Annotated in this window: 10 protein-coding genes; 3 read left to right on the top strand and 7 right to left on the bottom strand. The window is 33.2% G+C overall.

Annotated features, from left to right (window positions below; genetic code table 11):
* Positions 1–419: 419 nt before the first annotated feature.
* Positions 420–824, top strand: coding sequence for a secretion protein (locus tag AC1DY0_RS16475; protein ID WP_477189679.1), 405 nt, complete (start codon positions 420–422; stop codon positions 822–824).
* A gap of 414 nt (positions 825–1,238) precedes the next feature.
* Here the strand turns inward: AC1DY0_RS16475 and AC1DY0_RS16470 are convergent, their stop codons facing one another.
* The 6 genes from AC1DY0_RS16470 to porU all read right to left on the bottom strand — a co-directional run bounded on the left by AC1DY0_RS16470 (position 1,239) and on the right by porU (position 11,612).
* Positions 1,239–3,086, bottom strand: coding sequence for a hydrolase/aminopeptidase (locus AC1DY0_RS16470; RefSeq protein WP_477189678.1), 1,848 nt, complete (start codon positions 3,084–3,086; stop codon positions 1,239–1,241).
* 86 nt (positions 3,087–3,172) lie between these two features.
* On the bottom strand, positions 3,173–4,807 hold the full coding sequence (locus AC1DY0_RS16465) for a dihydrolipoamide acetyltransferase family protein (protein WP_477189677.1): 1,635 nt from the start codon (positions 4,805–4,807) through the stop codon (positions 3,173–3,175).
* Between the two features lie 6 nt (positions 4,808–4,813).
* Positions 4,814–5,812 carry a pyruvate dehydrogenase (acetyl-transferring) E1 component subunit alpha gene (gene pdhA / locus AC1DY0_RS16460; RefSeq protein WP_100433208.1) on the bottom strand — a complete coding sequence of 333 codons (999 nt, stop codon included), beginning with the start codon at positions 5,810–5,812 and terminating at the stop codon, positions 4,814–4,816.
* 162 nt (positions 5,813–5,974) lie between these two features.
* Positions 5,975–6,457, bottom strand: coding sequence for a cytidine deaminase (gene cdd, locus AC1DY0_RS16455; RefSeq protein ID WP_477189676.1), 483 nt, complete (start codon positions 6,455–6,457; stop codon positions 5,975–5,977).
* Between the two features lie 121 nt (positions 6,458–6,578).
* Positions 6,579–7,742, bottom strand: a complete 1,164-nt coding sequence (porV, locus tag AC1DY0_RS16450) for a type IX secretion system outer membrane channel protein PorV (RefSeq protein WP_477189675.1) — start codon at positions 7,740–7,742, stop codon at positions 6,579–6,581.
* A gap of 42 nt (positions 7,743–7,784) precedes the next feature.
* Positions 7,785–11,612: a type IX secretion system sortase PorU gene (porU, locus tag AC1DY0_RS16445; protein WP_477189674.1), complete on the bottom strand. Its 3,828-nt coding sequence runs from the start codon at positions 11,610–11,612 to the stop codon at positions 7,785–7,787.
* A 218-nt stretch (positions 11,613–11,830) separates the two neighbouring features.
* On the opposite strand from porU, the gene gldJ reads away from it, so the two are divergent.
* The gene (gene gldJ / locus AC1DY0_RS16440; protein WP_477189673.1) at positions 11,831–13,531 is read left to right on the top strand and encodes a gliding motility lipoprotein GldJ; all 1,701 of its coding nucleotides are present in this window, start codon (positions 11,831–11,833) and stop codon (positions 13,529–13,531) included.
* A gap of 65 nt (positions 13,532–13,596) precedes the next feature.
* Positions 13,597–14,883: a UDP-N-acetylmuramoyl-tripeptide--D-alanyl-D-alanine ligase gene (locus AC1DY0_RS16435; RefSeq protein ID WP_477189672.1), complete on the top strand. Its 1,287-nt coding sequence runs from the start codon at positions 13,597–13,599 to the stop codon at positions 14,881–14,883.
* Positions 14,884–14,931: 48 nt separating this feature from the next.
* Here AC1DY0_RS16435 and AC1DY0_RS16430 read toward each other — a convergent pair whose 3' ends face one another.
* Positions 14,932–17,802 carry a triple tyrosine motif-containing protein gene (locus AC1DY0_RS16430; protein WP_477189671.1) on the bottom strand — a complete coding sequence of 957 codons (2,871 nt, stop codon included), beginning with the start codon at positions 17,800–17,802 and terminating at the stop codon, positions 14,932–14,934.
* Positions 17,803–18,161 lie beyond the last annotated feature (359 nt).

Genomic DNA, 18,161 nt, shown 5'->3' with positions numbered 1-18,161 from the left:
ATCTCATCCTGAAAGCCTTTTGATACCAGTTCAAATGCATTAAACTCTTGTGGAGGTTTGATTTTCTCCTCAAAATACAAGTGTAATATTTCTTCTGTGTTAGTAGCGGAAATCACTTCAAAGTGATCTACTAAAAAATCAGGTAGCATAAATTTTAAAAGGTCTATAGGAGTCATCTCTAATTCTTAGATTACAAAGCTCTTATTTTATTTTGACATTTCCTCCCCAGGTTTTGTTCTTGATCCATCTTAAAGCTATGGCCAATTACCCTGAATAGGTGCTGTATTGTCCTAATGTTTAATACATCGTTTGCGTAAGGTTAAAATAGCAGCTACATCGGAAAATACAGTTGCGTTTTGAACAAAATTATGATACTACTTTAGCAATAGAAATTATTACTAATTTAAAACAACAGTATTATGAAAGCGATTTTAAAACTTAGTCTGGTAGTTTTGGTAGCGATGACTACAATAAGTACCTATGCAATCGACGGCGATTTTTTACTTAACGTAAAAAAAGGAACTGGTAAAGAAATTAGTTTTTCGGTTAATGAGATACAAAAGGCCAATGTGACGATCTACGATAAATTTCACAATGTAATCTATTCTGAGACAGCCACCGGCAAGGGGGGTATTTTGAAAACCTACAGCCTTGAGGAGTTTCCAAAGGGGGTTTACTTCTTGGAGGTGGAAACCAATCTAAAGAAAGTGACCCACGAGATTGTGATCACTAATGAGGTATCTACATTGTCTAGAAAATCCGTGGCCGAGGTCTACAAGGGGAATCTTAAAATGAAGAACCAAAATGTGGCAACGGTAAATTAAATTAATTAGTTTAATTGGATTGTTTTTGAAAAATACAACTTACTTCGAAAGTATGAAAACAGCTCCTCTTTGGGGCTATTTTTTGTTTATGATGCCAAATATCAACTTAATCAATAATGACCAAAAATGTTGTTCTGAAAACGTCCTTGCATGAGGGATGGGAATGGCATCTCCCAATTTAGAAAAACAAGGCTTTTTGCCGTAGTTTTTGTTAATCGGGAATACAATGGACAGCCCGACCCGTAGGGACATGCCATAATTTTTAAGTTTTATTATTTCTTTTTAATAAAAAAGCCACCAAAACTTAATTCGGTGGCGATTTATTGGATCAAGTTCAAAAGTTAGGATTATGCGGATGAATCAGATAATCTATATAAATGAAATTTATTAAACTCTTTAATTATAGTTTTTAATTTATTTCAATAAAGGCTCTATAGATTGAATTGTAGTAGCATGATAGCCAGTTTTTGCTTTGGAATAGATTTGTTTTGCCCAAGATTTTCCATCTGGTGTTTTGATCATTTCTTTGTAGAGAGGTAATAGGGAGCCTGTTCGGCTATAGGATGTCAAGAATAGTTCAATTGCCGGATAAGCATCTTTGTACTGATGCTGTATTGCTTGGATAAACCATTGGCGTCGAACAACGAAATTTCCACCATTGGTAAAATTAAATTCTTTATCTATTTCCGTCATTTCTTCAGTAGTTAGATCATTTGGTAAATAATCAATAAAATGCTGTTTTTCGTTGGTTGATTTTATCTTTTGACTCAATCCTTTAACTCCAGTTTCTTTCCATGTTTTTTGGATATCATCAATAGAATTGAAATCTTCTGAAACAGGTGTGATAATATTACTTGGAATTCCTGGTTTATAGATCCATTCATCAAGTTTTATTTTATCGGCTAATGCTTTGTTCCCATTGATTAGGTTTTTATTAAAATACTCAACAAAATCTTCTGTAGTAATCGATTGGAAAGCATGAGCTTTGAAATAATTAGTAAGGAATTCGTCAAATTTTTTACGACCAACTGCGGCTTCAACAGTTTGTAAAAAAGCATATCCTTTCTCATAGGGAATTTCACTTAGTCCATCATCTGGGTTTCTTCCTGAAGTGTCTACTTTTAGTCGGGAATCAGGACTGTCTTTTCCTATTTCATCCAAATTGGTCTTTAATGTTTTTCGGCTTAAGACATCTTGCATTTTAGCTTCTTTAATGCCAAATACTTCTTCTCCGATACGATGTTCTACATAGGTCGTGAATCCTTCATTGAGCCAAATGTCATCCCAAGTAGCATTAGTTACTAAATTACCACTCCAACTATGTCCTAACTCGTGAGCCAGTAAACTTGTTAACGAACGGTCGCCAGCTAAAACTGTTGGTGTAAGGAAAGTAAGATTTGGATTTTCCATCCCGCCATATGGGAAACTCGGTGGTAAAACAATGACATCATAACGTCCCCATTGGTATGGGCCAAAAAGTTTTTCGGCGGCATATACCATTTTACCTAAATTTTCAAATTCCCATTTCGCTTTATTAATTACTGTGTGTTCAGCATAGACGCCAGTACGATTGTCAATTGGCTTAAATTCGATATCACCAACAGCAATTGCCATTAAATAAGAAGGTATGGCCTTTTCTTGCTTAAAAGTGTAAATGCCAGTTTCGTTTTTTTGTTGTGGATTTACCGCACTCATAACAGCCATTAAATCTTTTGGGACAGTAACTTTGGCATTATATGTAAAGCGAACTCCTGGTGAATCCTGGCACGGAATCCAAGTGCGTGACCAGATGCTTTCTCCTTGTGAAAACACGAATGGTTTTTTTTTGTCGGCAGTTTGTTCGGGTTTTAGCCATTGTAGGGCTATAGATTCTTTTGTAGTGCTGTAATAAATATTGACTTTAGTTGTATTTGGCTCGATTGATATATGAAGTGGTTTTCCATGAAATTCAACTTCTTTCCCCAATTCAAATTTGGTTTCTTTTTCGTCATCGCCCAAAGTAACTTTGGTAATGTTTAATGTGTTTTCATCAAAGATGATTTCATTTCCTTTAGAAGTATTTTCAATCAGCCATGAAGCTTTTCCGGAAATAGTTTGATTGTCAAAATTGACTTTGATATCCAAGTCTAAATGCTTTACAATCGCTTCATTTGGATTTGAAAAGGAATGAGAATCTTTTACAATTTCATGTTTAGTTGTGCTTTCTTTTTTTTGGCAAGCCGTAAAAGCAATAATGCTTAACAATAGAACTATTTTCTTCATAAGAATTTTATTTGTGACTAAGTTAAAAAGAAAAACCCGTTCTGAAAATTTCAAAACGGGTTTTTTATTATTGTAAAAATACTGATTTATGCAAGCATAGTTACCGGATTTTCGATGTATTGTTTCAATGTTTGTAAAAACTGTGCTCCAGTTGCACCGTCAATTGTACGGTGATCGCAAGCCAATGAAAGCATCATAGTATTTCCAACTACAATCTGACCATTTTTTACTACTGGTTTTTCTACAATAGCCCCTACTGATAGGATAGCAGAGTTTGGTTGGTTGATGATAGAGTTAAATTCAGTAATACCGAACATTCCAAGGTTGGAAACTGTAAAAGTACTTCCTTCCATTTCTGCAGGTCCAAGTTTTTTGTTTTTTGCTCTACCAGCAAGATCTCTAACACTTGCTCCAATTTGAGATAAGCTCATTGCATCAGTAAATCTTAACACAGGGACAACCAATCCGTCTTCAACAGCTACAGCTACACCAATATTTACATGGTGATTGATGATGATAGCATCTTCTTTCCATTGAGAGTTGATTTTTGGATGTTTTTTCAAGGCTAATGCACAAGCTTTGATTACCATATCGTTGAAAGATACTTTGGTATCTGGAATGCTATTGATAATTGCTCTCGATTGCATTGCATCATCCATTGTCACTTCTATTACAAGGTTGTAATGAGGTGCAGTAAACAATGACTCAGCTAAACGTTTCGCAATGATTTTACGCATTTGCGAATTTTTGATTTCTTCAGTAAAAACTTCACCAGCTGGGACGAATACTTTTGGAGCTTCCGTTTTTGCAGCTTCTGGTGCTTTTGATGCAGTAGCACTTGGAGCAGTAGCAGTTGCAGGAGTAAAGTTTTCGATATCGCTTTTTACGATACGACCGTTTTCACCTGTTCCTTTTACTTGTGTTAATTGAATTCCTTTATCGCTTGCTATTTTCTTAGCTAGTGGTGATGCTAAAATTCTTTTTCCGTCACTAACAGTTTCTATTACTTCAGCAGTTTTATCAGATGAAGCAACTTTAACTTCTTCTTTTGCAGCAGCAGTTGGAGCAGCTCCACCTACTTTATAGTTTTCAGCGATTCCGCTAATATCTGTTCCTGCAGGTCCTATGATAGCTAAAAGACTATCAACTGGAGCTGTATTGCCTTCTTGAATTCCGATGAATAATAAAGTTCCTTCATTGAAAGATTCGAATTCCATTGTTGCTTTATCTGTTTCGATTTCAGCAAGGATGTCGCCTTCAACAACTTTATCACCTACTTTTTTCAACCAAGATGCAACTGTTCCTTCAGTCATGGTGTCACTCAAACGAGGCATCGTTACTACGATAACTCCTTTTGGTAATTCTGCTGCAGGAGTTGCTGCTACTGTTGCATCAGAAGCTTTTGCTTCAGTAGCAACTGGTGCAGATTCAACTGCGGCAGGTGCTGATGAGCCTCCTGCTATCAGAGCAGAAACATCTTCACCTTCGTTTCCGATTATTGCCAATAAAGAATCTACTGGTGCAGTTTCTCCTTCTGGGATTCCAATATATAAAAGTGTTCCTTCGTTGAAGGATTCAAATTCCATTGTTGCTTTGTCGGTCTCAATTTCAGCTAAGATATCGCCTTCGCTTATTTTGTCCCCTACTTTTTTAAGCCAAGCTGCTACCGTTCCTTCTGTCATAGTATCGCTCAAGCGAGGCATTGTTACAATTGTTGCCATAATTGATTATAATTTATGAGGTGTGAATGGATAGTTTTCTTGGTCGTACACTACGTCGTATAATTGTTGGATTTCAGGGTAAGGAGATTCTTCAGCAAATTGAACACATTCTTCAACTTTATCTTTTACTCTTTGATCAATTACTTCGATTTCTTCTTCTGTTGCGTATTTTTGATCTAAAATTACATCCAAAACTTGGGTGATTGGATCTATCTTTTTGTATTCTTCAACCTCTTCTTTTGAGCGGTACAATTGTGCATCAGACATTGAGTGTCCTCTGTAACGATACGTTTTCATTTCAAGAAAAGTAGGTCCGTCACCACGTCTTGCTCTGTCTATTGCTTCGGTCATTGCTTCAGCAACTTTTACAGGATTCATTCCATCAACTGGTCCGCATGGCATTTCGTATCCTAAACCTAGTTTCCAAATATCAGTATGGTTTGCTGTTCTTTCAACAGAAGTTCCCATTGCATATCCATTATTTTCTACTATGAAAACTACAGGAAGTTTCCATAACATTGCCATATTGAAAGCTTCGTGCAATGAACCTTGACGTGCAGCTCCATCTCCAAAGTAAGTCATAGTAACTCCACCAGTTCCATTGTATTTGTCTCCAAATGCTAAACCAGCTCCCAATGGGATTTGACCACCTACAATTCCATGTCCTCCGTAAAAACGGTGTTCTTTTGAGAAAATATGCATTGATCCACCCATTCCTTTTGATGTTCCAGTTGCTTTTCCTAAAAGTTCCGCCATTACGCGTCTAGGATCTACACCCATACCAATCGGCTGAACGTGATTTCTATAGGCAGTAATCATTTTGTCTTTTGTCAAATCCATAGCATGTAAAGCTCCTGCTAATACTGCTTCTTGACCATTATATAAGTGTAGAAAACCTCTAACTTTTTGTTGAATGTATAATGCCGCAAGTTTGTCTTCAAACTTTCTCCAAAGTAACATGTCTTCATACCACTTTAAATAAACTTCTTTTGTAACTTCTTTCATCTGAAATAATTCTTTTGCTTAAGTGTTATTGTATTATCAATTATGACCTAGTAACGCAAAATAGTTTCCTCACCACAAATTTGCGCCCCGAAGGGATCGGGATGCAAAAATAAGACATTCCTACTAAGAACTAAAATTTAAAAGCTAAATTTTAGTCTTTTTTTAAAGTAATTTGTTATCAAACATAAATGGAAGTAAATTTTTTAGAGAATCCGATTGATGAATTTCACCAGTTTCGCCCATATAATATATTTTTATGGATGTCTTCTGACGTATTTCATATTCTGCGATAGCTTGCCTGCAAGCTCCACATGGTGGAACGGGAATTGTTGTTTTGTTGTTTTCAGAGGCAGCGGTAATTGCCATTTTCAAAATAGTTGCTTCAGGATAAGTAGCTCCTGCATAAAAAATTGCTACCCGTTCTGCGCAAAGCCCTGAAGGATATGCCGCGTTTTCTTGATTGGAACCAACTATAATCTCACCATTGTCCAAAAGAATAGCTGTTCCAACTCTAAATTTTGAATAGGGTGCATAAGCATTTTTCCTAACTTCTATAGCTTTTAACATTAAATTTTGTTCAATTAAAGGTAAGTCTTGAATGGTTTCAAAAATATTAATTTTCGAAGTTATTATTATTTCTTTCATTAGTAAAAGCTGTTTTTTAATTTAATATTTTGAAAATGTACTTAAATTAAAAACAAAAAAATCCAATTTCAAAAGATTGAAGTTTGGATTTTTGTTTTGTATAAAAAAAGTATAATTGAGATTAAAAAGTTTCATATTTCTCTCCAAAATCGAATGTCAAAGAGAATCGTAAAGTATTTTCAAGTGGATTTTGTACCTTAGAAGTTGAGAATAAGTAGGAAACATCAATTTTTACAGAACTGTATTTAAAACCTGCCCCTAGTGAGAAAAATTCTCTTGCTCCTTTATCTGGACTTTCGTGGAAATATCCTGCACGGAACGAAAATGAATCTTGGTATACATATTCTGATCCTAAAGAGTATGTTATCTCTTTTAGTTCTTCACTGAATCCACCAGGCGCATCGGTAAATGATTGAAATATTCCTGGGAACCAACCAATGGATTGATAGTTGTCGCTGTTTTGCTGGATTTCTTCATTAGTAATTACTCCATCGCCGTTTAAATCGGAGTCTTGCGGGGTTGGAACCATTAATTTACTTATTTCCAGATTAACGGCAATTTTATTGTATTCGTCCAAAATAAAGTCAAATCCACCTCCCAGTTTCATGTTGGCGGGTAGAAAATTAGCATTTAAATCATCGTTATCATAGCTCATTTTTGGTCCCATATTCTGAAAGTTAAACCCAGCTCTCCATCTACCGTTAAAATCGCTATATGCAATTTCTTCGGATTGATAAAAGCCGGCTACATCTACTGCAAAACTACTTGAAGAGGAAGCATCATTATTGTCGGTAGCTACTTTTAGGTTTGAATTTATGAAACGACCCGCAACTGCCATTGAAAATTTCTCACTTAATTTTAGGGAATAGGATAGGTCAAATGCAAATTCATTTGGAGATACTGTCATAACTTGGCTGTCGAAATCTTGCCTAAGTTCAATATCGCCTAAACCAAAATAACGGAAACTGGCAGCAAATGCACTTTTTTCACTGTATTTATTGTAATAAGTTAATTGTGCTAATGATATGTCGTTTACCAAATCCGTTAAATAAGGAGTGTAGCTCAATGAAAAACCTTGTTGGTCGGTAGCAAATGCATATTTTGAAGGGTTCCATTGTTGTGAAAAGCCATCTGTCGATGATGCAACGCCATTATCTCCCATACCAGCAGATCTTGCATCTGCTGCTACTAAAAGAAAAGGTACGGCTGTTGTAATCACGCTTTCCTGTGCATGAACAAAATTAAAATTATATAAAAATATAATCAGTAAAGTAGCTCTTTTCATTATTTGAAATAAAAAATTAAATGGGGTAAATATACTATATTATTAAAGAATTACAAGTTTTTCATACTTTTCAATCTTCTTATTGGAGAGGGTTGCTTTTACTGTTAATTTGTAAACATAAACTCCTTTACCAATTTTATTTCCAAAATCATCCCGAGTATCCCATGATATTTCTCGAGATAAAAAACCTGAAGTTGTGATGGTTTGATTTTTCGTCCAAACCACTTTTCCTGTTATTGTCAATACCTGAACCTGAACTTCTAAAGGTTCATTGGGTTTATTATGACTAAACCAAAACTCAGTGTAATTTACACATGGATTAGGATAGTTTAATACATTTGTAAGTTTAATTGATTCATCTCCAACTACTAGAAATTGCATTTCCATTGTTGTAGCATTATTATAAACGTCCCAAACTGTAAAAGTAATGGTATGTAAACCAGCTTTTAAATTTCGGAAGGGAAAGTGCAAATTCCCTTTTGTGAAATTATCCAGCTCAGTTTGATAATAATCATTCAAAATAAATGGATTGCTTACATCTCCATCTAAGACGGCTACAATATCATGACCGATTCCTCCAGCCGTATTGATGCCGCTTTCATCTTCCATATAAGCAATAAATATTGGGGAATCATTGCTTATTCCTCCCGAAACAAAAGTTTCGTCATTCATATATAACTTCACTTTTGGACTATTATTGTCCGCAACTGCATTTTCATTTACACCTCCTACTTTAATTGTGGTGTCGTAACCAGTAACATCTTGAGGTAATTCATTTTGTTTGGCATAAAAACTTAGCTTTCCGGTGTCCAACGGAATACGAATGTCTTTGGGTACTATAAAACTACATTCAAATTGACCATTCGTAACGGATGAATTTCCTCTAAAAATTGCTTCTCCTAAAGTTGTAAAATTCATTACAGGACTATAGCCATCATTATTTAAAGTGCTTGTTGTTGTTTTTTTATCAAATAAAATAGTTGATAAAACACCATTATAATTGGTTAAAGGAAGATTGTTCTCGTCTGTTATTTCTCCTGATATTTTCATTTTGGCTAATGATTTGAAATCTGGGAGCGGTTGATTTACGGGTACATCGTTCACTTTGGTTAAAACAACTTTTGGCTTGGGTATAGCTAGGAATATTGCTGGATCACCAAGATAAAGAACTACGTTTGTTGCAGTATTTGGATTTTCATTTTTAGAAACTCTTAAGGCTTCGGCTATGGAAGCGTACTGATTGGAACCGTAGGATAAAAGATTTTTTGCAAAAACATCATTGAAATTTTCGGCACTAAATTGTCCAATTGAACGAATTGTCGATACTAAAGAAATGGCTCCACCTTTTGAATTCCAATAAATGTATTCTCCAGCTGTAGGTCTTGTGGGATTGTCAAAACGAGAAAACTCACAAGTAATCGTAATAAATAATGGGTATTTGTATTGATTACTTAGGCTTTGGCTGTCTGCTTTGTCCCAAAGTCTTTCGCTAGCCAAGCCATCTTCTCCGCCATGGCCGAGATAGTTAAATACTAATGCTCCTTTTTCAAATTCGTTATAAAATTCAGATTTTGCTTTAGGGTATCTTTCTCCTCCAGCGGAAGCTTCTTGTGTGTAAGAGTCTAAAAATATTTTTGATACATTCAAAAAAGGTTTTTGAACGGTAATTTCGTCGGCAAGAGTATTTTGTCTTGATTGCAAAGTTACATCAGTAGGTTTGTCAGAGTCATCGGAAAGTGTGACATAGTTGTTTCTCCAGCTTCCATAACTTCTTTTGTCATAATATTCTATAACTTTATTAACCATCTCGTCCGCTTGTGTGGTACTGCTGACTAACATTCTGCCAACAGCGATGTCTACTCCTCCATAAAATGTAGTGATATTTCCTTCGGAATCATCCATTAGACAATAAAAATCATCTGATGCAAATGATGCTTCGCCAGTTGTATTGCTGGTTAATGATTCATATATAGGTACAATATTGGTGTTGTTGGTTATTCTTTTTTTATAGTCGAATGATGCATCACCAAAAAGATTGACATACTGAACTCTTTTGTCTGTCGATGAAGCATTATTGTAAATATATTTAATGCAGTTTCTTATTGCAGCAATATCTTGTTTTCCTGAGGAAAATTCTTGATAGATTGATTCAAGAGTAATAACTTTTACATTTAAATTAGAATTTACTCTATGAAAATTAGCTAACTTCTCTGCTTGGGATCTTAAAGTTTCTGGAGAAATAATTAGGTAGTCAATATCTTGAAATTGACCTTGAGTATTTTTAAAAATCGTTCCCTTTATATTTGAATTGGCTATTTTTGATTTACTTTCTTTTAATGGAGAGTAATAGTTGTTTGGGTCAATAGCAATATATCCTCTAAGTTCTCCAAGATTAGCTTTGAATGAAAATGCATTTTGGTTGTTGTTCTCTATTTTAGATACATTGTAAATATCGGTTACATCCCAAATTTGAGAAATAGTAGCAGCATTTGAAAAATCATAAGATATAACTCCAAGGCTTGAATTCGCTAAGTCGTATTGAAAATGAAATTGTTTTCCGAATCCTAGTAATTTACTTTTTGCTTTTAACTGAATATAGTCTAGGAAGCCTTTAGATCCAGGAACTCCATTGTTGTTATATGATAATTTAATTTTTATATTCGAACTGCCAGTAAATGTGGTATTGCTAGGGAGTGAGCCATTGAAATATTGTATATCTGAATTGGTGTTTAATGCAGAAAATGAAACATTGCCAATATCAAGCCCGTTGGCTGTAATTTTAAAGGAAGTAGGTGTGTAGGCAGCGGATGCTAATGAGGTATTTAATTTAACGGGTATTGATGAGTCAATATTTGGAAAATCAAATACAAATTCTTGATCTTGATTAATTTCAAATGATTCACCAACCCATTGCCTGCCAACTTGAGCAATATTTGTTAAGTCGACTTCATGAAATTGATAATCGTCATATGTTGAAATATTTAAAGTACTTGCAGTAGTAGGCTGAGTCATATTTAATATCCTCTTTCCGTAGTCTCCTTCAATCGTTATGTAATAGTAGGATTTTGAATCGTATAAATTCAGATAGGTTTGACTTTCGGTATTCCAATTGTAAATTCCCTCACCATAGAACAATATGTAATCATCATCGTTGAAAACACCATCGTTTTCGCCTTGGATTTGAATTGCATTTTCGGTTAAATCTGTCGGATAGAAAGTGTCATTTGCTAAAGGTAACATTTTACCACCATTACCGTATATCTTAATTCTTTTTGGGTCAATTCCATTTAAATTCATCCCTAGTTCCTGTAAAAATTTCAAGGAAATTTTATAGATCCCTGATTTTTCGATGTAAAAGCGATACCAGTCCCCTGAAGCCAAAACGGAATTAGTAATACTTGCTTTATTTTTGGTTGAAATGGTTTTTCTTGAAGATCCGTTATTTATGGTATATGAAAAGGATTTAATTTTTTTGAAGCCAGAAGGCTCTTTGATTATTGGGGATATTCTGAGAAAGTTTTGAATAGTGTTTCTGGATTTTGTTGTATAAAGGGTGGTTGTTATAGAGGAAGGAATAGTAGTAATGTTTAAATTTACAAGTGCTGATGCCGATATGGATTCATAAATCACATTAGAAATCTGAATACTTTTTTCGTCTAATTCTGTGGCGGTTTTTAAGTTTAAATTGTAATAAATAGATTGATTGTATCCGTCATAAAAATAACTGTTTCCTTTGAAAATAGGTGTTTGGAATTTAGTATTGGGAGCTGTAGTATTGTTTTCTATCCAATCAATATTTATATCTCCTTTTATTTGAGCAAAAGTTATAATTGGGAGTAAAAGAATAAAACAAAATAAGAGGTTTTTCATTGAGATTGATGACGTAGTGTATTGTAAATAATTGTTAAAAGTAAAAAAAAAATATTAAATGTCATTTTCGTTGTTTTGTGTAATAAAAAATATATTTTTGCGTTTTTATTACATGTGTTAAAATTTTAATAAAAAATAAAGTTGAAAAGGGTTTTGTGATTTAATGTTTAATTATTACATTGCGCAACCTAAATTTTAATAATCACCTACTAGAAACTATGAAAGTAAATAAAACTATCCCCTTAAAGATGATGCTATCCCTGGCATTAATATTAGGGCTAGCTAGTTGTAGCAAAAAATCTAAATCTGACAGTGCCTCGAGAGGTACAGGTTGGAATGTAAGCAGTTCTAAAGGCGGTTTTACAAAAGGATCTGCCCATAAGACACAGGAAACTGGACCAGGATTGGTATTTGTAGAAGGAGGAACTTTTACAAGAGGATTAGTTCAAGATGATGTAATGCATGATTGGAATAATGTTCCAAATCAACAACATGTTATGTCTTTTTATATGGACGAAACAGAAGTTACCAACTTAATGTATCTTGAATACCTTGAATGGTTGAAAAAAGTTTACCCTCCAACAGAAGAAAATTATAAAAATATTTATGAAGGTGCTTCACCAGATACTCTTGTTTGGAGAAACAGATTGGGTTACAACGAAACAATGACCAATAACTATTTAAGACATCCTGCTTATGCTAATTACCCTGTTGTAGGAGTAAATTGGGTTCAAGCAGTTGAATTTAGTAAGTGGAGAACTGATCGTGTAAACGAAGCTGTTTTAGAAAAAAATGGATATTTAAAGAAAGATGCTAAGACATTAGATGTTTCTGCTGAAAGTAATTTCAACTCTGAAACTTATTTAGCTGCACCTACCATGACTTACGGAGGAAACGAAGAAATTCTTTTGAAAGGAAAAGGAGCGTCTAAAAAAGGACCAAAACCAGACAAAAATGGTAATGTGGTTGAAGAGAAAAATGTATATGCTCAAAGATCATCAGGGATTTTATTGCCTGAATACAGATTGCCAACCGAATCGGAGTGGGAATATGCAGCAGCAGCTGATGTAGGTCAAAGAGAATACAATATCTATAAAGGACAAAAGAAATATCCTTGGTCTGGTACCTACACTCGTTCTGGAAAAAGATCAAACAAAGGTTTCCAATTAGCTAACTTTAAACAAGGTAATGGAGATTACGGTGGAATCGCAGGTTGGTCTGATGACGGAGCTGATATTACAAATGCTGTAAAAAGCTATCCGGCAAATGATTTTGGACTATATGATATGGCAGGTAACGTATCTGAATGGGTAGCCGATGTTTACAGACCAATCGTTGATGTTGAGACAAATGATTTTAACTATTTCAGAGGTAACGTTTATACCAAAAATAAAATCGGTAAAGATGGAAAAATTGAAATAATCACTAATAAAAATGTTGTTTTTGATACATTAAGTAATGGTAAATTAGTGCCTAGATACTTGGCTGGTGAAATTGCTCAAGTTCCTGTTGATGAGAATGAAACTTATTTGAGACAAAATTTCAGTACAAGCGACAATATTAATTACAGAGATGGAGATAAACAATCTAGTAAGTATTATAAGTTTGGTGGTGCTGATGCTGATAAAGGAAAAACTTCAGACAAAGAGATCATGTACAACGCTCCTAAACACAATGTAAAAATTGACAGTTTAGGAAACATGGAAAGAAAGTATGACAAGTCTAGTAAAAGAACTACTTTGATAAATGATGCAGTTCGCGTTTACAAAGGAGGATCTTGGAGAGACAGAGCTTATTGGTTGGATCCTGCACAAAGAAGATTCTTTCCTCAAGATATGGCAACAGATTACATCGGATTTAGATGTGCTATGTCTAGAGTAGGTTCAAAATCAAATACAAAAAGATCACCTAGAAATTAATTTTTTTATATACAATACAATAAAAGCCCTTTCATTAGGGCTTTTATTTTTTAAACTATATTTATATGGATATTAAATACATTCATAGTTTGTTTTTGAAATGTGATTCTGTTTCAATTGACACTCGGAAAATAGGGTCCAACTCATTTTTTGTAGCAATAAAAGGGGATAATTTTGATGCCAATACTTTTGCCAAGGAAGCACTTGATAAAGGGGCATCATATGTAATAATAGACGATAAAAACTATTATATCGACGAGAGAACCATTTTGGTTGAAAATAGTTTAATTGCTTTGCAGGAATTAGCTAAATTTCATAGAAATCATTTGAAACTGCCAATAATTGCTCTTACTGGAAGTAATGGTAAAACAACAACTAAGGAGTTGATTAATGTTGTGCTTTCAAAAAAATTCAAGACTAAAGCGACTATTGGGAATTTAAATAATCATATTGGAGTGCCCTTGACGTTATTGTCCTTTAATGACCAAACTGAGATGGGAATTGTTGAAATGGGAGCTAATCACCAAAAAGAAATAGAATTTCTGTGTGATATAGCACAACCTGATTACGGATACATTACCAATTTTGGGAAAGCACATCTTGAAGGTTTTGGAGGTATTGAAGGTGTTATTAAAGGTAAAAGTGAAATGTATCACTATCTTTCAAATAATGACAAACTAGCATTTGTTAATCTTGAAGACCCTATTCAGGTTGAAAAAACTAAAGCTATACAGTCGTATTCTTTTGGGGTGAATAAAGACATTGCTAACGTGGATATAACTCGCGTAGAGGCTAATCCTTTTGTTTCTGTGACTTATTCCCAAAACATCGTTACAACTCATTTAATTGGTTTGTATAATGCAAATAACATTAATGCGGCAATTGCCATTGGAACTTATTTTGGTGTAGAGGAAAATGATATTAAACAAGCGCTTGAAAGTTATGTTCCCGAAAATAATAGGTCGCAATTAATGTCTAAAGGAACAAATGAAATTATTTTGGATGCTTATAATGCAAATCCTAGTAGTATGAAAGTTGCTATTGAGAATTTCATACTTTTAGCCAAAGAAAATAAAATTGTTTTTCTAGGTGACATGTTTGAATTAGGTGATGAGAGTTTATTAGAACATAAAGGCGTTGTTGATTTATTAATGAATCAAAATGATATTGTTTGTTATTTTATTGGTAAAGATTTTTATCAGAATAAAATAAATAAATCAAACTTCTTTTTCTTTGAAAACTTTGATGCTTTTTCAGATTCAATTGAAAATAAAAAGTTTGAAAATAACATGATACTCATTAAAGGTTCTAGAGGAATGGCTTTGGAACGAACCTTAGAGTTTGTAAAATAATTTTTTAATATTTAAAAAGCTCCTTCAGAATTATTTGAAGGAGCTTTTTTATTTAATACTCATTAAGTAGCCAATTAAATTTTCTTTTTGGTTTAACTCTAGTTTCTTTCTTAGTCGATATCTTGCTAATTCGACACCACCTGTTGATATATTCATAAATTCTGCAATTTCTTTGGTAGACATATTCATTAATAAATAAGTTGCCAAATCCATTTCTCGAGGAGAAATTGTAGGGTGTTTTTCTTTTAATTTTTTAAGGAAATCAAAATGTACGTTTTTGAGATGTTTCTCAAGATCCTTCCAGCTTTTGTCAGTATTGACTTCTTTGGTAATACTTCTGTTTAATTTAGTGAATTGAGCTTTAGTTGTTTCGTCAAATGAATTTGTGTTGATGTCTTTTAATTTATGAATGATTCCATTTAATATCTTATTTTTTTTAACAACTTGCAAGGTGTTGTTTACTAGCTCTTTATCCTTAGAAAGGATTTTTATTTGCAATTTTTCATTTTCTAATTTTTCGATCTCTTTTTCAAGCTCATATTGTTCCTGTTTGATTTTAGTTTCTTTTTCCAAATACAACCTTCGTTGTTCCAGTGTTTCAAAATGCTTATTCTTTCTTATTTTTATCCTGATTCGTAGACGAATGTAATAAACACATCCAGCAGCTATTAATAAATAAAATAAATAGGCTAATGAGTGTCTGTACCATGGAGGATAAACCCTGAAAGCAATTGAGCTTTCGTCTGATTCGATCCCAGAACTGTTTCGGACTCTTACTTTCATTTTGTAATTACCCTCTTTTAGATTGGTGTATTCCTTTATGGCACTGTTGGACCATGCGCTCCAATTTTCTTCAAAACCTTCCAGCTGGTATGAAAATTCAAGATTTTCAAGATTTTCATATGAAGGGGAAGAAAATGTGAATTTTACTTGATTTGATGAATATGGTAATTTATATTCTTCATCTTTATTTTGACCATTTCCTAGATGTATAGTGTCTCCTGGGAAGGAAAAGCTTCTTATGAGGGCTTTCGGTTTTAATGCAGATTTATTGTCTATAGTAGGATCATAATGTGCAAGTCCATCAGTTAAACCTATAAAAGAATTTTTGGAATCAATAGTATTAATCGATAGATAATTTGTCACTAGATTCCCTGTTAAGTTTGATAAAGGGGCAACGACATGTTTGTATTTGTTACTGACTTTCATTAGTGCCCCCATAGATCCATTGAAGTTGTACCATAGGTTTCCATTAGTGTCCTCAACAAGTTCCTTTATTTTTGGAATTGATTTGAACATGTTGGTTATAGCTGGGGCTTCTATAAATGTACCTTGTGCTGTTGAGTAAGTGTAAAATATATTGTTTGATTGAAAATAAATTTTATTATTTATTTTTTGTAAGCTTCCAATACCTGGATTTTGTTCTGAAAATTGGGTAAACGTTTTAACTGAGTTTGTTTTTCTCAGATTGTTATTAAGAACTATTTGGTAAATAAATTCGTCCTTCTTTAGCCATAAATAATCATTGTCTATTTCAAATGCATTGGAAGATTTATTAATGCCAACAATTTTATTTCTGAATTTTAATCCTGTATTAGTCTTTTCGAAAATTGAGAATCCGTTATAATTTGCGCCAATAAAAAAATTGGGATGTTTAGGTATTGATTTAAAGCTAAAATATCCATTGGGGTCTAAATTTTTTATCATTTTGCCATCTTGTAAAACCAACGCGCCTTTGTTACTGGCGCATATTAGTTCTCTGTTTATTATTTGTATGTTCCAAGCTTGTGCGGTTGTTCCTTCTACAAGTTTGAATGAGCCTTCTTTGAAATTTGTATTCCACGGGTGGTAAAAAACCCCTTGATTTGTGGCAACATACAAATTGCCTTTGTGTACAACAGAAGAATATACTGTGCCTAAATTATAACTAAAACCAAAATAGGTCAAAAATGAATTTTCGTTTACATAGGTTATACCATTATCCAATCCCAGCCATAAATTATTACTGTTGTCAATAAATGAACTAAGAACAGTATTGTTTTGGAGGCCTTTACTGCGATTGATGTGTTGTATAATGTTTCCTTTTAAGTCACAAACTATAATTCCGTCAAGTACTGAATTGATTACAACATATTTGTTCTTATAAAGAATACACCCCAAGGAGCCATTTTTTTTGATAAATACATTTGCCTCTGTACTCCAGGGTGTTACCTGATTGTTGGCTAGTATAAATAATCCTCTATCTAGAGTTGCTGCCAATATTTTATTTTTTTCTAACTCAATGAAACCCCAAACTTCGGAATTGTTCAAAGCATTTGATCCTTTAAGATAAGCGAGCTTTCCATTTTGATATTCCATAATTCCCGAAAAAATGTCCTGTATGTACAATCTCGAATTAGAAATAAATGAAAATTGAAATCTTTTGGGGGCGTTTATGATCTTAATTTTATTATTCTTATAAATAAAAATCCCATCAAATGATTGGAAAATAACTTCATCCTTATAAAGATGGATTTTCCAAATAAAGTCAATTCTATTAAGGGTCTTTTTATTTAATAAATCGGATAATGAAAAGTATTCAAGTTTTCCTTTTGAATTGGCTTTAAAATAACCAAACTCATTATAGCAACCCACGTATATTTTTCCAGATGGATCCACTTTCAAGCATTTAACGGCATCTGAGTTTTTGGCTTTATATTTTTTCCAAGTTGAACCGTCAAATTGTAAGAGCCCATCATTATTGCCAAAATATAAATTTCCATTTTTATCTTGATTGATGTCCCAGTTTTGTGTACCTCCTTTGTATTCTGTTCTACTGAAATTTTTAATATGCGGTAAACCGATTTTTTTTACTTGTCCTAAAGAGGTGTAAGATATGTTGATTAAAAAAAGCAGTAGAAAAAAGCTAGTTAATTTCATGATTTAGTATTTGATGTGCTTCATTGATTGAATGTAAATGTATCGTTTTATAGATGGGTGTAATTTTTTTGAATACACTTTAAATTATCTGTAAAGAATCTTTTGGGGTTGATTTTGAATGGTTTTTAATAGATTTTAAGCTAAAGTATTTAATTTATCACAATTGTAGTGGTTTTTTTTAATTAATATTTTTTTAAGTAATAATTTTTTGGTTTTAAATAATTGATTATTAGTTATTTGATTTTTATTTGATGTGTTTTTGTAATATCACTACAACGTTGTTGATGTGTTTTTGTAGTAGTTTTTAATTATCAATGTAGAAATTTAAGCCTTACTATTGCATTAAATAACTAATTAAT

This window comes from Flavobacterium sp. P1_E4, from assembly GCF_056405915.1.
This window is presented reverse-complemented; position numbering and strand designations above follow the sequence as displayed.

Coding starts and splice junctions, on each gene's coding strand:
- AC1DY0_RS16475 (WP_477189679.1), top strand. CDS start 420: ATGAAAGCGATTTTAAAACTTAGTCTGGTAGTTTTGGTAGCGATGACT.
- AC1DY0_RS16435 (WP_477189672.1), top strand. CDS start 13,597: ATGGATATTAAATACATTCATAGTTTGTTTTTGAAATGTGATTCTGTT.
- porV (WP_477189675.1), bottom strand. CDS start 7,742: ATGAAAAGAGCTACTTTACTGATTATATTTTTATATAATTTTAATTTT.
- cdd (WP_477189676.1), bottom strand. CDS start 6,457: ATGAAAGAAATAATAATAACTTCGAAAATTAATATTTTTGAAACCATT.
- gldJ (WP_477189673.1), top strand. CDS start 11,831: ATGAAAGTAAATAAAACTATCCCCTTAAAGATGATGCTATCCCTGGCA.
- AC1DY0_RS16430 (WP_477189671.1), bottom strand. CDS start 17,802: ATGAAATTAACTAGCTTTTTTCTACTGCTTTTTTTAATCAACATATCT.
- AC1DY0_RS16470 (WP_477189678.1), bottom strand. CDS start 3,086: ATGAAGAAAATAGTTCTATTGTTAAGCATTATTGCTTTTACGGCTTGC.
- AC1DY0_RS16465 (WP_477189677.1), bottom strand. CDS start 4,807: ATGGCAACAATTGTAACAATGCCTCGCTTGAGCGATACTATGACAGAA.
- pdhA (WP_100433208.1), bottom strand. CDS start 5,812: ATGAAAGAAGTTACAAAAGAAGTTTATTTAAAGTGGTATGAAGACATG.
- porU (WP_477189674.1), bottom strand. CDS start 11,612: ATGAAAAACCTCTTATTTTGTTTTATTCTTTTACTCCCAATTATAACT.